At 65.4% G+C, this 14039-nt stretch carries 9 protein-coding genes; 4 read left to right on the top strand and 5 right to left on the bottom strand.

The genetic code is table 11. The annotated features are described in order from the left end of the window. Window positions 1-596: 596 nt before the first annotated feature. The 3 genes from AC1DGP_RS20580 to AC1DGP_RS20570 all read left to right on the top strand — a co-directional run bounded on the left by AC1DGP_RS20580 (window position 597) and on the right by AC1DGP_RS20570 (window position 3506). Window positions 597-1595: an ABC transporter substrate-binding protein gene (locus AC1DGP_RS20580; RefSeq protein WP_476832470.1), complete on the top strand. Its 999-nt coding sequence runs from the start codon at window positions 597-599 to the stop codon at window positions 1593-1595. A gap of 100 nt (window positions 1596-1695) precedes the next feature. Then, window positions 1696-2520, top strand: a complete 825-nt coding sequence (locus AC1DGP_RS20575; RefSeq protein ID WP_441508221.1) for an ABC transporter ATP-binding protein — start codon at window positions 1696-1698, stop codon at window positions 2518-2520. Between the two features lie 110 nt (window positions 2521-2630). Further along, window positions 2631-3506 (top strand): ABC transporter permease, encoded by an 876-nt coding sequence (locus tag AC1DGP_RS20570; RefSeq protein WP_476770011.1) that lies wholly within the window; start codon window positions 2631-2633, stop codon window positions 3504-3506. A gap of 91 nt (window positions 3507-3597) precedes the next feature. Here AC1DGP_RS20570 and AC1DGP_RS20565 read toward each other — a convergent pair whose 3' ends face one another. The 4 genes from AC1DGP_RS20565 to AC1DGP_RS20550 form a co-directional block, all read right to left on the bottom strand. Then, window positions 3598-4995, bottom strand: coding sequence for a sensor histidine kinase (locus AC1DGP_RS20565; protein ID WP_476832469.1), 1398 nt, complete (start codon window positions 4993-4995; stop codon window positions 3598-3600). Further along, the gene (locus tag AC1DGP_RS20560; protein WP_441493846.1) at window positions 4988-5659 is read right to left on the bottom strand and encodes a response regulator; all 672 of its coding nucleotides are present in this window, start codon (window positions 5657-5659) and stop codon (window positions 4988-4990) included. The genes AC1DGP_RS20565 and AC1DGP_RS20560 overlap by 8 nt, the downstream gene beginning before the upstream one ends. A gap of 191 nt (window positions 5660-5850) precedes the next feature. Beyond that, the gene (locus AC1DGP_RS20555; RefSeq protein ID WP_441508224.1) at window positions 5851-7476 is read right to left on the bottom strand and encodes a B12-binding domain-containing radical SAM protein; all 1626 of its coding nucleotides are present in this window, start codon (window positions 7474-7476) and stop codon (window positions 5851-5853) included. A 436-nt stretch (window positions 7477-7912) separates the two neighbouring features. Further along, window positions 7913-10867, bottom strand: a complete 2955-nt coding sequence (locus AC1DGP_RS20550; protein ID WP_476832468.1) for a methyltransferase domain-containing protein — start codon at window positions 10865-10867, stop codon at window positions 7913-7915. 738 nt (window positions 10868-11605) lie between these two features. Here AC1DGP_RS20550 and AC1DGP_RS20545 point away from each other — a divergent pair. Then, on the top strand, window positions 11606-12433 hold the full coding sequence (locus AC1DGP_RS20545) for a class I SAM-dependent methyltransferase (protein WP_441508226.1): 828 nt from the start codon (window positions 11606-11608) through the stop codon (window positions 12431-12433). 362 nt (window positions 12434-12795) lie between these two features. On the opposite strand, the gene AC1DGP_RS20540 is transcribed toward AC1DGP_RS20545, so the two are convergent. Further along, entirely contained in the window at window positions 12796-13530 is a 735-nt protein-coding gene (locus AC1DGP_RS20540; protein ID WP_476770547.1) for a hypothetical protein, read from the bottom strand. Window positions 13531-14039: the final 509 nt, after the last annotated feature.

Genomic DNA, 14039 nt, shown 5'->3' with positions numbered 1-14039 from the left:
GAAACCCTCGCCCGGGTGAGTATCGTCGGCACGCCAGGCAAGCAGGGCTCCCTCCCGGGCCGATCGCCCGCGCTCCGCCTCACCGGCGAAGCCTCCATGACCATCACCGCCGCGAGCACGAAGCAGGAACTGCCGCTGCGACAGTCCGGTCTTACCAGAACGTCCGGACGGGACCAGACGGGCACAGCCTCCCGATGTGAACGGTCGTTAGCATTTGAAGGGATTTATGATTTTGTTCCGGCGAAAGGCGCGCCACGGGGCCGATCGGGGCTTTCAGTAGCCAGTTTCCATCGCGCCGACGTCAGGCGAAACCAGAGCTGCAGGACGCCGTCCGGCGTGTGGCGCCCAGCCCACGCGCGAGGCGCCACGGCGCGCGTGGGCCCGATGCAGATCACCGGGATATCCTGTCTCCGGCGGCCATCCCTGCATCGGCAAGGCAGGCGTTTTCGCGCAGGCAGCACGGCAAAGTGAGTACCGCGACGCTGAAAGTCTGGTGAAAGGTTCGGGGTCTAACGCTTACGGCGTCACGGTTCAGCCAATCCTCCGCGAAAGGAGGAAGGAAGCGTGGCAGGAAACCAAAACCAAGGAGCCGGCCCATGCGTGCCCGCATTCTAACATCGTCGATTGCCTTCGCCGCGCTTCTGGCCGCAGCCGGATCGGCGCTGGCTGCCGACAAGGTCACCATCATGGTGGGCGGCTATGAGAAGCAGATCTACCTGCCCGCGAAGCTCGCGGAGAGCCTGGGCTATTTCAAGGACGAGGGGCTCGATGTCGAGCTGCTGAACGAGGCCGCCGGCGTCGACGCCGAGAACGAGATGCTGGCCGGCGCGGTTCAGGGCGTCGTCGGCTTCTACGACCATAGCGTCGACCTGCAGGCCAAGGGCAAATATGTGATGTCCGTGGTGCAGTTCAGCCAGGCACCGGGCGAAGTCGAGCTCGTCTCGTCCAAGTATCCCAACGTGAAGTCGATGGCCGACCTGAAGGGCAAGACCCTCGGCGTGACCGGGCTCGGCTCCTCGACCAATTTTCTGACGCAGTACCTGATGATGAAGTCCGGCGTGAAGCTCGGCGACTTCACCTCGCTTCCGGTCGGCGCCGGCACGACCTTCATCGCGGCTATGCAGCAGGACAAGATGCAGGCCGGCATGACGACGGAGCCGACGATCTCGCGCCTGCTCGCCACCGGCGAGGCCCGGGTCCTGGTCGATATGCGCACGGTCGAGAAGACCAAGGAAGCGCTCGGCGGCACCTATCCGGCCGCCTCGCTCTACATGCAGACGGCCTGGATCGAGAAGAACAAGCCGATCGTCCAGAAGCTCGCCAACGCCTTCGTCAAGACACTGCGCTACATCAATACCCATGATGCCGCCGACATCGCCGACAAGATGCCGAAGGACTATTACGCCGGCAACAAGGAGGCCTACGTCAAGGCGCTGGCCGACGGGAAGGCCATGTTCACGCTCGACGGCGTGATGCCGCAAGGCGGCCCGGAGACGGTCCTTGCCGTGCTCTCCGGCTTCTCGAAGAACATCCAGGGCAAGCAGATCGACCTGTCGAAGACCTACACGACCGAGTTCGTGAAGAACGTCAAATAGGTCCGCCACTCCCGGGCGATGGCGTGAGGCCATCGCCCGCCTTGCCTGCCTTTCGCCTCTTGCGATCAGCGAACGCCGGCCTGCCGGCGAAGGAGAAGCCATGTCCGCGACCGCGCCTGATGAGAGCCCGGCGATCGAGCTGATCAATGTCAGCCGCCGCTTCCTGACGCCCGATGGCAAGTCGATGACCGCGATCCGCGACTTCAACATGAGCGTGGCGCGCGGTGAGTTCGTCGCCGTGGTCGGCCCGACCGGCTGCGGCAAGTCGACCACGCTGAACCTGGTGACCGGCCTCGCCCGCCCCTCGAGTGGCGAAGTCCGCCTGTTCGGCGAACCCGTCGACGGTATCGATCCGCGCATCGGCTTCGCCTTCCAGACCGATGCGCTGTTTCCCTGGCGCAACGTGATCGACAATGTCGTGGCCGGCCCGCTCTTCCGGGGGACACCGCGCGAGGCGGCCTATGCGAAGGCCAGGCAATGGCTGGCGCGCGTCCACCTGACCGGACATGAGACGAAATACCCGCACCAGCTCTCCGGCGGCATGCGCAAGCGCGTCTCGCTGGCGCAGACCTTCATCAATGAGCCGCAGATCCTGCTGATGGACGAGCCCTTCTCGGCCCTCGACGTTCAGACGCGCGTGCTGATGCACGACGTGTTGCTCGACCTCTGGTCGGAGGCGAAGGCCTCGGTCGTCTTCGTGACGCATGACCTGGAAGAAGCGATTGCGCTGGCCGACAAGGTCTATGTGCTGACCTCGGGCCCCGCGACGGTGAAATCGGTCTATCCCGTCGATCTGCCGCGCCCGCGGGTGGTCAGCGAAATCCGCTACGAGCAGGACTTCATCGCCCTGTCCAAGACGATCTGGGACGACCTGCGCGACGAAGTGCAGCGCGGCGCCGCCCGCGACGAAGCCCGCGCAGCCTAGATCATCGGACCGGATATCGTATCCGGTGCGATGATCTAACCATCTGTGATTGCATCGGCTTTCCCGAAAACCGCAATCCACTTTTCGGGCCGATTCCAGGGAGCATCAACATGGCCGATATCGCAATCGCCTCCGGGCCGGTCTATCGCGCCGGGACGTCCGACGCCGAGATCGAGGCCGCCGCCGCCAAGGCGGCACGCCGCCGCACGCAGCTCGTCCTGTTCTGGCGCTGGGCCATCCTGCTCGGCTTCCTCGGCGGCTGGGAGATCGGCGCGCGCACCGGCATCATCGACGAGTTCTTCTTCTCGAGCCCGAGCGCGATCTGGTCGCGCCTGGTCGAATGGATCTTCGAGGGCACGTCGGAAGGGCCTCTCTGGTTCCATCTCTGGGTGACGATGGAGGAATCGCTGATCGGCTTCGCGACTGGCTCCGTCGCCGGGATCGTCGTCGGCATCGCGCTCGGCCGCAACCGCATGCTGGCCGACATCTTCTCGATCTATATCAAGGTGATCAACTCGATTCCTCGCGTGGTGCTGGCACCGATCTTCATCATGGTCTTCGGGCTCGGCCTCGCCTCCAAGGTCGCCCTGTCTTTCGTCATGGTGTTCTTCGTGGTCTTCGCCAACGCCTTCCAGGGCGTGCGCGAGGCCGACCGCAACCTAATCGCCAATGCCCAGATCCTGGGTGCGCGCGGCTGGCAGCTGACGCGCTCGGTGGTGATCCCCTCGGCGATGAGCTGGATCTTCGCCTCGCTGCATGTGAGCTTCGGCTTTGCCATCATCGGCGCGATCGTCGGAGAATTCGTCGGCGCGCGCTACGGCATCGGGCTCCTGATCAACATCGCCAAGGGCTCCTTCGACTCAGCTGGAATGTATGCCGCGATCGTCGTGATCATGGTTGTCGCCCTGCTGGCCGAATACCTGATGACCCGACTGGAGCGCAGCCTGGCGACATGGCGGCCCGCCCCCTTGCAGGACACGCAGTAAGACACGGGCAGCGACAGAAAAGGCCTCGCCCGGTCGGCCGACCGGGCGAGGCTCATTTGTGATTGGCGATGCCCGGTTCAGCCTTGGTCGGTCAGCTCTGGCCCGGCGTCGCTGCCGGCAGCGACGGAAGCATGACCTCGGCTCGCAGGCCCGGCCCGGCGGAGCGATTGGCGAGCGTGACTGTGCCGCCATGCGCTGCGGCGATCTCGCGCACGATCGACAGCCCGAGGCCTGTGCCGTCCGGCCCGGCGCCCGGCAGGCGGTAGAAGCGCTCGAAGACCTTCTCCCGCTCCTCTTCGGGGATGCCTGGCCCGGTATCCTCGACGACAAGGCGGATCTGTCGCTGCGCCTGCGACAGGGCGACCGAGACGGCTCCGCCCTTCGGCGTGTAGCGCAGCGCATTCTCGACGAGGTTGACGACGATCTCGCGCAACAGCGTCTCGTGCCCCTGCAGCATGGCCGCTCCGCCCGATAGTTCGAAGGCAAGGTCGATCTCGCGCTCGAAGGCAATCGGCGCCAGGCCCCCCAGGGCCTCGCGCGTCACCGTGGCGAAGTCGACGGGGACCTTGCGCAGGGCCGCACCGCCCGGCTCGGCACGCGCCAAGGTCAACAACTGGTTGACCAGCCGGGCCAGGGCATCGAGCCCCCGGTCGATGGCGTGGAGAGTTTCGTCCTTGGAGGCGATCTCGGTTTCGCGCAAACCGACGGTCGACTGGGTCTTCAGAACGGCAAGCGGCGTCCGCATCTGATGGGACGCATTGGCGACGAAGCGCCTCTGCAGGGCCACATAGCGCTCGATGCGCCCGAAGGCGTGATTGAGCGCGCCGATCAGCGGCCTCAACTCACTCTGCAGATGCGCCGTCTCGACAGGCTGGAGCGAGCCGGGCCGGCGCTCCGCCAGTTCCTTGCGCAGCCCGAGCAGCGGTCCGAGGCCGCGCCGCAGACCGAAGAGCGCCAGGAGCGCGGCGAGCCCCACTAGCAACGCCTGATCACGCACCGAATTCAGCCAGAGATCGGTCACCAGCCGGTCGCGGCCGCGCAAGGTGGTGCCGACGATGACGATGGCATTGCCGCCGGCCGTCTTCGACACGACGGGCTGGGCCAGGGCGACCGCTCGGATGTCGTCAACGCGAAAGCGCGCCGAGAAGAACACGGGTTGCAGGTCGCTCGGTGGCGTCGGTGGCCCTGCGACATCGGGAAAGCCCGCGATCAGCTCGCCCGAGGGCGCGATCACCTGGTAGATCACCCGGTCGCGATCCGAGGTGGCGAACATCTCGATCGCCGAGGGCGGAATCAGCGCCTCGACGCTGCCGTCGCTTTCCTTGACCTGCTCCGCGATCACCCGCGCCGAAGCCAGCAGCATGCGATCGGTGACGAGGTTGGCCGTGGAAACCGCACTCCCATGCGCCGTCCAGGCGTTGAAAGCGACGATACCGGCGAGCGGAACCAGCAGCCAGCCGAGAAGCTCGCCTCGCAGGCTCCTAGCCATCCTGCTTCCTCAGCGCATAGCCCAGCCCGCGCAACGTCCCGATGGAAACGCCGGTGCCTTCCAGCTTCTTGCGGACACGATGGACATAGATCTCGATCGCGTTGGAGGTCGCGTCGTCGTCGAGGCCGAATACGGTATCGGTCAGCGTCGCCTTTGAGACGACGCGTCCCGCCGCCAGCACAAGGGTCTCGAGAACCGCGTGTTCGCGCTGGGTCAGCGGCAGGGGCAAGCCTCCCACCGAGAACTGCCGCGTGGTCGTCTCCAGCACGATCGCACCGAAGGCGACCGTCACCAGCCTATCGCTCTGCTTGCGTCGCAGCTGCGCCCGGATCCGTGCCTCGAGCTCGAGCGGGTCGAACGGCTTGACCAGATAGTCGTCGGCGCCGCTGTCCAGCCCCGCGATACGGCTGGAGATCGCATCATTGGCGGTGAGGATGATGACCGGCGTCAAACCCTTGCGAGCCCTGAAGCGCTTGAGGATCTCGATCCCGCCCATGCCAGGCAAGGCCATGTCGAGAATGACGAGATCATAGACCTGGGTCGAAAGCGCAGCGTCGGCGTCGCTCCCGTCACGCACGCAGTCGACGACATAACGGCTCTTGCGCAGCAGGCGAGCCAGCCAATCGGACAGCTCCTGGTTATCCTCGACGAGCAGTATTCGCATTGGATACGCGTTCTCGCAGGCCAATCGGCGGCACGAACCCTTCCGAGCTCCCTTCCTAAACGGTTGGGCCGGAAAAGCCGTGCCGCGGCGTCCGGTTTCAAGGACGCTTCACCGCCCTGCGAGGAGCGGCCGACATCGCCATGCCAGACAGTGATGCGGCGGACAGCGAGGTCGTAACCGCGAAGCGCCCCTCAGCCAACGGCCATCACCTCCAGCTCGCGTTGCTTCACTCGGATCTGCGGGTGGCGCCCGCTGTCGATATCGGCGATCTGCTGCTGCACCTGGGCGATCACCTGGCGAGAGAACGGTCCGAGATGGACGTAGAGCGCGACCATCATCATCACATAGGGCAAGGCCCGGCGGTTATGCGCGAGACAGTCGACCAGCGTCTTCCAGAACTCGCGCCTGACGTCGCCCCTCATCGTCGACAAGCGCCAGAGCAGACGCCAGGACGATTTCAGCTCCTGCCATTCCATGGATTTCGGCAGTTCCAGACGGCGATTGGTGCAATCGAGCATCCGGCCGACGCGCCGAACCCGCCCCAAGAATGCGCCGGGTGCATAGACGGCCTCGAGAACGGCCTTGTAGTCCGCCAGAATGGCACGGCGCGGGCGACTGGTCTCGAAGTTGAGGCCAGCGGTGCACTGATCGCCGAACTGCCGTGCGGGGGCGGTGTCATCTGGTATCTGGAGCCTGCCCTCGCGCTCCAGGCGCCGCGTCAGCTGGGTATTGGGTAGCGCATAGAGCAGACCGACCATGCAGACCGGGATCGCGGTATCCTCGATACAGGCGATCATGTCGCGTGCGACGCTGCCCTTCTCGCTGTCGAACCCGAGGATGAAGCCGGCATTCACGAACAGCCCCGCCCGGTAGATCCTGTGCACGCTCTCCTGCAGGCTGCGCCTTGTGTTCTGCTTCTTCTGCATCGAGATCAGCGTCTCGGAATCGGGGCTCTCGATGCCGACGAAGATCGTGAAGAAATTGGCCTCGCTCATCGCCTGCATCAGGGCGGAATCGTCGGCAAGGTTGATCGACGCCTCGGTCGAGAATTCGAAGGGGAAGTCCTTCTCGGTGATCCAGCGCTTGAGGTCGGGCAGGAACTGCTTGAGCGCCTTCTTGTTGCCGATGAGATTGTCGTCGACGAAATCGACATGGCCGCGATAGCCGAGTGCATGCAGCGCCTCGAGCTCGGTCAGGACCTGCGCGTTCGTCTTGGTACGCGGCACGCGCCCATAGAGCTCGATGATGTCACAGAACTCGCAATTGAAGGGGCAGCCGCGCGAGAACTGGATGCCGACATGCAGATAGCGTTCGAATTTCAGCAGATCGAAGCGCGGCGTCGGACTCTTCGTGACATCGGTCTTGCCCATTTCGGACTTGAAGACGCCGGTCCTCGCCCCCGATCGCCAGGCGGACACGAAACCGGCCATGATCTCCTCCGCCTCCCCGAGCACCAGGAAGTCCGCGGCCTCATAGACATGCGGCGTGGAGGTTGCGTCGGGTCCGCCGACGACGACCGGTTTGCGGTGCATGCGGCTCTGCTCGATGATGGCGAGGGTACCCTCCTGCTGCGGCAGCATGCCCCCCGTCATCACGAGGTCGGCCCAGCCGAGATTCTCTTCGGCGAGTTCCTCCGTGTTCAGGTCGACGAGACGGATCTCCCACGCCGTCGGCAACAGCGCAGCGACCGTGATCAATCCGAGGGGGGCGGCGGGATGGAGCGCACCGGCGAGCTCGCATGTCGCCTTGTAGTTCCAGAACGAGCCCGCGTTGAAACGCGGATAGACCATCAAGACCCTGCAGCGTTCATTAGGCATGTTGTCTCCTGCTTCGCGCTTTGACGGGAGGAATGCGGGCTCATCGGCCGACGAGCCTCCAGACGGCCGCGCCTGCGTGCGAAAAACGTGGGGGCCGCGAGACCTTGCTGATTGCCAGGACTTGCTGACTGGGGAGAAGCTTGAGAAATCGCTGCTACCGTCGTTGAGCGATGGCTGCTCGAATGCAGCATTGAGCGGGTGGAAAGACGGACATTGCGTCGCTGCCTCCGGGTTGGCAGGGACATGAGCAGCAAGGACCGTGCCTGGGAGGCCGGTGCTCTCCACGCGTCAAAATGCGATGTTTTCAGCGTTTCCTGAGGGAAACGCCCCTAGGAGCCCCTCAAAACATCAGGGAAGCTCCAAACGCTGGAGCTGCCGCGACCACTCCGTCGCACCAGCTCCGCCGCACTTCCGGCCGTCGCGCTGCGCCTCGTCGTCACCGGCGCCTGGCGACGACAACGAAGGTCTGGCACCGCCTCATCAGGGCCGGGAACCGCCGCCCCAGGGCCTCGACCCGGGCCATGCACAGCGTGTTCAACCAATCGAACCGCCGGAAGACCGGCGGCCAGAGCCCGTACCAATGCACCTCCTCGACCACGAAGCCGTGCGCCTCGAGCAGTGCAGCCGCCTCGTCCTCGCGCATCAGCTTGTTGATCTCGCTCCCGGCAAGACGGTTGCGAACGGGATAGACGAGCCCGACCAGGCTTGCCGGATTGCCATGGAAATTGGCGACGAGGACGCCGTCCTTGACGAGGCATTTCCTCAGAACATCGAGCACCTCCGCACGAAGCGAGGGCTCGGCATTGAGGAAGAAGCGGAAGGCGGTGCAGACCTGCCGGTCGCTGACGGACTCGGTCGCACCGGTCTGGGTCAGGTCGGCCTCGACGAAGCGGATTTCAGGGTAGCGCCCGCGCGCGAAGGCGAGCATTTCCGGCGAAATATCGACGCCGACGATGTCGTCGAACGCCTCTTCATGCAGTTCCAGGATGCGTCCGGTCCCGCAGGCGAAATCGAGGGACCTCGACGCGCCGCGGGCCGCCAGCCTCGCAAATATCTCCCGGAGCAACGGCGCTTCGATCTCGCGCCAGTTGATGGCGTAATAGCCCTCGGCGAAGGTCCTGACATAGCGCCGGCCATAGCCTGCACCGGTCGAGCCCACCCGGTAGGATTCGGATTGCGGGTCGTTCGGCTGGCCCGGACCCCCGCCCCCGCGCGCTCCGCCTCGGGGTTCCCACTCCCAGGTCGCGCCAACGGCCGAAGCATCGCTGTGTCCGTTCACCAGCTGCGACCTGGACCAATGCATCGGGACCGGAGGCACGGCCAGGGCCAGGCCGGGCCTGATCTGGAGGCGCAGGCGCAGGAAGATGGCCAGCGCCAGGTTCAATGCGATCACTGTGGCAACCGATGCCACCGCGGCGCCGGTCAATCCCCAGAACCGGTTCGCCACAACCGTGKCCACGATGTTCGCCCCGGCGCCCACGATCAGCGTCGCGGCTGCAGCCCGCTCGTGCCCCGCCATCGTCATGAGCGACTGCTGCGAGCCAAAAGCGGCCGCTATAACCTGACCGATCAGGAGGATGCGAAGGACGGGGGCCGCGGATTCGAAATCCGGGCCGAGCCAATTCAGCAAGGGCTCTGTGAGCAGGAGCAGCGGAACCGAGATCAGGACCGCCGCCATCAATGACAGCCTGGCGGAGTGGCTCAGCAGCGCCTGAAGTTGCGGTCGATCATCCCCGCCGCCGAAACGCGAGGCCAGAGGCAGGATCGATCGGCCAAAAGCCACCAGGGGGCGCGTCGTCAGCGTCGCCATGCTGAGGGCAATGCCGAAGATACCGGCCTTGGTAATGCAACCCTCGAGGCCGAGCACGATGACACCGGCCCGGTTCAGGACGATCTCGGCGGCGACGATCATCGTAAGGGGCGCGATGGAAGAGCGCCATTCGGTGGTGGCATAATTCGCCACGGCCATGCGGACCGCCTGTGGCCGGACCTCCCGCAGGGTCGGCACGAGCACCATCGCCGCCATCGCCGACCCGACGAGCGTGGAGCCCATGACGAGCGTCGCATCGCGTGGCCACAGATGGTACCAGGCCGTCAGGAAGATCATGCCGAGAACGAGCCCGTTCAGGACGACACGTTCGATCGTGAGGACCGACAGGGCACCGCCGTAGCTGCGCGTCACGGAGCCGCTGATCAGGAGAAGCGTGAGCAGAGGTGTCGCGGCCAGCGCCATCAGACCGGTTGAGATGACCTCCTGCCGAAATGTCCCGGGATACATGGTGATGAAGGTCGCTCCGAGCACGGCGATCGCCACCGCGGTCGCCAGCGTCCTGCGGACGGCATACTGGATCACGCCCCGGGCGAGGCTGCTCTCCTGCCGCGCGAGATAGGCTGGCAGGAGGCGCATCAGCGAAATATTGAAACCCAGCGTGGAGCTGTAGGCGACCACGCTCGCGCAGGCGAAGGCGAAGGCATAGATGCCGTAGCTATGGGCGCCGATGACCCTGGCGGCGAGAAATTCGACGAGAAAGGCGAGAAAGGCCCCGATCAAATAGGGCAGCAGCGCACGCATGCTGGGGAGCGGAATGGCCCGCTGGGGAGCGGCGACACTCCCCGCTGCCACGATCGCGCCCCGAATCGGCACAGCGGGATGAGCCGGACCGGGGCGCGTTGCTGCACGGTCGGCTGCCGCTGCCGCGGCGGATGTGCCGATCGGGGCGCGAACCGGGCGCCTCGCCAGGACCTCCTCGACGGCTGCGTCCAGCGCGCTGCCGAGCGTCGCCTCGTCGTGAAAGGTGAGCGAGATCACCGGCGTCTCGTGCTCATGCAAGAGGCCGTCGGCGCGAGCGATGACGGGCGCCGCGGCGTGGCTCATTCCGAAATCCGTTTCGGGCGTCTCCGAGGGGGCATCGATGCAGATGATCAGATCGGCCTTTGGCACCTGTTCGAGGGCTGCTTCCAGGGTAGCCGCGCTCAGGGCCCAACTATGCGTGGCGAGCAGGCAGACGGTTTGAACGAAGCCTTGTTCGAAGATCACGATCTGGTCCGACCGGGCCGCCTCCGACCAGGCATGGCTCAGGCTCGCATTATAGTTGCGCAGGACGCCGAACCAGGCCGCATTGGCCGGCGGCAGCATGGCGAGGATATCGAAGCCGGGCCAGAAACCGAGCCTGCGACTGAGCGGGAGGACCGCTGCCGCGGCCCATTTGCCAATGCCGCGGTAGACATGCCCGGTGGTTTGGCCCGGGGGGTCGCGGGCCGGATCCCCTGTCGCGGGCCAGTGGCCCTGAATGATCTCGGCAGTCTGGCCGCTCTCGCGGAGCCTCTCGCACAATTCGCTGGCAAAGCTTGCTCTGCTGGCACCGGTGGCGCCGAAAAGATCAATGATCATAGGCCGATACCCTTGCATTGAGAGGCAGTGCCACTGCATTGGGGGCCGGGCGCACTCCGGCGTGTTGACACTCTGCTCCCGTGATTGCCGTCGTTCTGCGGCGATGGCGGCTCCACCCTGACGAAGCAGGGAGACCGTGCAGCAGGCGACCCCGCAGGCCTCCCACGATCGGCGTCGGTTGTTCGTCGCGCATCGGATCAACCCTGTCTTCGGCGGCCGGCTGCGGGATTGACCTCAACCGGCTACGCCTGGGGCGCGGCCAGTTCATCCTTCGAATGAACGAAGCCGGCGTCGATTGCGCCATGGCGGCGCCTCGGCGCAGGGGCCGGAACGGGCGGCCGGACAGCCAGGAAATGCCGGGTCATCCTTCGTTCGGAGGATGCCGAGCGCCTGCCCGGCGCGTACCAGAGACAAGCTTGGCTCGCTCGGGCGCAGCTGACTTTTGAAACCGAAGCCCCGAGCGGGAGGAGTCCTCGTTTCTTGTGCGACCTGGACGCCGACCGTGGGCGCCTCGGCTCCAGATCCTCGCATGCGTCTCGATGACCGGATGGTCGCATGAGGCGAGAGCTCGGGCTCAGCGGCAACCGAGCCTCGGTGGGTACGCAGGATGCCGGCTCGGGCGCCCCGCCTGCCCTGTTGTCAGGAGCGTTCCAACAGCTTCCGACGCCTGGAGCGGGTGACAAGCCCCCAAGCATCCGCAGGCGAGAAGCCATCGGCGATTCACCCTGGGAGATTGCGATGCCGGTCGTTCAAATGCGTCCATTCAGCTATGATATCTGTGATCACTCAACGGCGGCCGAGGTCGAGCGCATCAAATCCGCCTATGCGAAATATGCGGAGAGAGATCGCGGAAACCCGGACAGGGAGAGACGCCCCGGGCGCCTGCGCATGGTGCGCGATCGCGATGTCGCCCTGTACAGGTTGCTCGATCGGGAGGCTGCCCCTCCCCTCAAGCAATATCGTGTCCTGGACCTGGGCTGCGGGACGGGGGATCTGGTCCGCCGTCTGCAGCGCTACGGTTTTCCCAACGACCGCCTGTTCGGGATCGACCTGCTTCCGGAAGCCCTCGCGACCGCCAGACGAAAATGCCCGGACGTGTCGTTCACGGAAGCCAATGCGGAGAATGTACCGTTTCCCGACCAGCATTTCGATTTCATCCTGGTCTTCACGATGTTCTCCTCGATTCTGAGCCCCCTCATGGCCAGGAACGTGGCGCGCGAGATCAATCGCGTCCTGACCCCGAACGGGGTGATCATCTGGTATGACATGCGCTATCCCAATCCCTGGAACCGCAATGTCAGGGCCATGACACGGCGCCACATCCAGGACCTGTTTCCCGAGTTCGAGAGTGAACTGGCCTCGAAAACGCTGATTCCCCCCATTGCCTACCGTCTCGGCGCTCTCACCGACCCGCTCTATCCGGCGCTGACATTCTTCCCCGCCTTTCGATCGCACTATTTCGGCATGCTGCAACGGGCGTCTGCCGCCGTGGCCGAACCTGGGGACACCGTGTCCTCGCCATTGCGCCCGACCGAGCTCAAATCGGGACGGAGCGCTTCCGTCTGACGCCGATGAGCTTGTGCATGGGCTCGCGGGGAAACCGCGGGCCTCCTTGCGTTTTCCCGTCTGTCGAAGCTGAAGTTGCGTGGCGCGGGCGCTGCCAGGGCCCGATGGTGGGGCCCGGACAGCGACAGCACTCCGAGTGAAATGCGGGATGTCGCGGGCGACAGCCTCGACGACAGGGCCGGTGATCGCGGCGACCTCCACCGCGGCCGGCAGCTTAGGTCACCCCAGCCAATGCCGATCCCCCGCCCCGGCGCCTGAGCTACAGTATCGGCCCGGGAACCGGGTTGCGGTTTTCGGCAAAGCCGGTGAACTCACAGAGGGTTGGATCATCGGACGGAAAGCGGGATATCCGATCGGATAGACTAATGTGAGAGCGCCGCATAACCACGTGCTGCGGGCTCCTCAGCGACAACGCGCGATGGGCGCATCCTGGCCTGCACCTCGGCGGTGATCCGGTCGATCGACAGATTGCAGCTCGGGGCATCGATGCTGCTGATCCGGATCATGGGGAGCGCGCGTGCGCTGACCATGTCGGAGATCAGGTCGACATGGTCGACGTGGTCCAGGCTGCCTTGCAGGTCGATTTCGAGGTAGCGTTGAAGCGGGCCGATCTTCCGCCAGCGATCCCGAAGGCGCTCCTCCAGGAGGGGGCGTGGCGCCTCAAAGCGGACGAGCAGGTCCGGCTTCGGCACGATGTCGAGCGCGCGTCCGACAGGGTCGCGGTCGGTTATGCCGCTGAGCAGGATGAGCGAGGCCACCGCCTGCACCATGCCCTGATCGAAGATCGTGATCGCATCGGAGGCTTGCGCCGCCGTCCATTCGTGATGGAGCAGGGCCAGGTGCCAATACAGACGAATGAACCAAAGCCGGTCCTTCGGTGGCAGGATCCGGAAGAGCTCCGCGACGCCAGCGGCCGGACCGGCGGACCTGAGCAGCTTGACGCTGGCCAGACATTTGAGAATGCCGCGCCTCAGCGGATGGGCTCGCACACCGATCCGAGGGTTTACGACATAGCCGAGGCCGCGCAGATGGGCGGTCAGGGCGGAAACCATCGTCGTCTTTCCGGCGCCGGAAGGCCCAAACATCTCCAGGATCATCGCGAGCCTCTCCGTCTTGCCTGGGCGCCCGGGAACCGAGCACTGACTTCAGGGCATTTGGCTGCGCCATGGTCCCCGCGCCTGGCCATTCCCGCCCGTGCGTGCATTCCATGGATCGACGGCATTTCGCCTGCCCCTCCCCACCCAGGCCCGACGCAGATCGGCTTCGGCCCCAGACGGAATCCGGCCATTCCCTTGCTGCCTGGCCTCGCCGAAGCGGCGCTTGAGGCAGCCTTGGGAAACTAGGAAGGAGCCTTGCGAACGTCATCCTCCGTTCGAAGGATGAGGCTCAAGCCCCTGCCTCCCGGGCAGGATCGAGGCGGCGCGGTCGCGGGAAAGGATGCGCGAGGGTGCGCTGTTTCCGGCGGACTGGCCGGCCGGCGGCGGCGCCTCGGCTGGGCCGCCTGCCTGGCCGGGAGGACGGCTGCGTGGCCGCCAGGATCATCGGCCGGAGCGGATCCTGTGCCGGGATGGGTGGCAGCGGCGCGATGTCGCCCGCTTCCCTGGCA

The sequence above is a fragment of the Allobosea sp. 05T433 genome, assembly GCF_056396065.1.
This window is presented reverse-complemented; position numbering and strand designations above follow the sequence as displayed.

Coding starts and splice junctions, on each gene's coding strand:
- AC1DGP_RS20560 (WP_441493846.1), bottom strand. CDS start 5,659: ATGCGAATACTGCTCGTCGAGGATAACCAGGAGCTGTCCGATTGGCTG.
- AC1DGP_RS20555 (WP_441508224.1), bottom strand. CDS start 7,476: ATGCCTAATGAACGCTGCAGGGTCTTGATGGTCTATCCGCGTTTCAAC.
- AC1DGP_RS20565 (WP_476832469.1), bottom strand. CDS start 4,995: ATGGCTAGGAGCCTGCGAGGCGAGCTTCTCGGCTGGCTGCTGGTTCCG.
- AC1DGP_RS20580 (WP_476832470.1), top strand. CDS start 597: ATGCGTGCCCGCATTCTAACATCGTCGATTGCCTTCGCCGCGCTTCTG.
- AC1DGP_RS20545 (WP_441508226.1), top strand. CDS start 11,606: ATGCCGGTCGTTCAAATGCGTCCATTCAGCTATGATATCTGTGATCAC.
- AC1DGP_RS20540 (WP_476770547.1), bottom strand. CDS start 13,530: ATGATCCTGGAGATGTTTGGGCCTTCCGGCGCCGGAAAGACGACGATG.
- AC1DGP_RS20575 (WP_441508221.1), top strand. CDS start 1,696: ATGTCCGCGACCGCGCCTGATGAGAGCCCGGCGATCGAGCTGATCAAT.
- AC1DGP_RS20570 (WP_476770011.1), top strand. CDS start 2,631: ATGGCCGATATCGCAATCGCCTCCGGGCCGGTCTATCGCGCCGGGACG.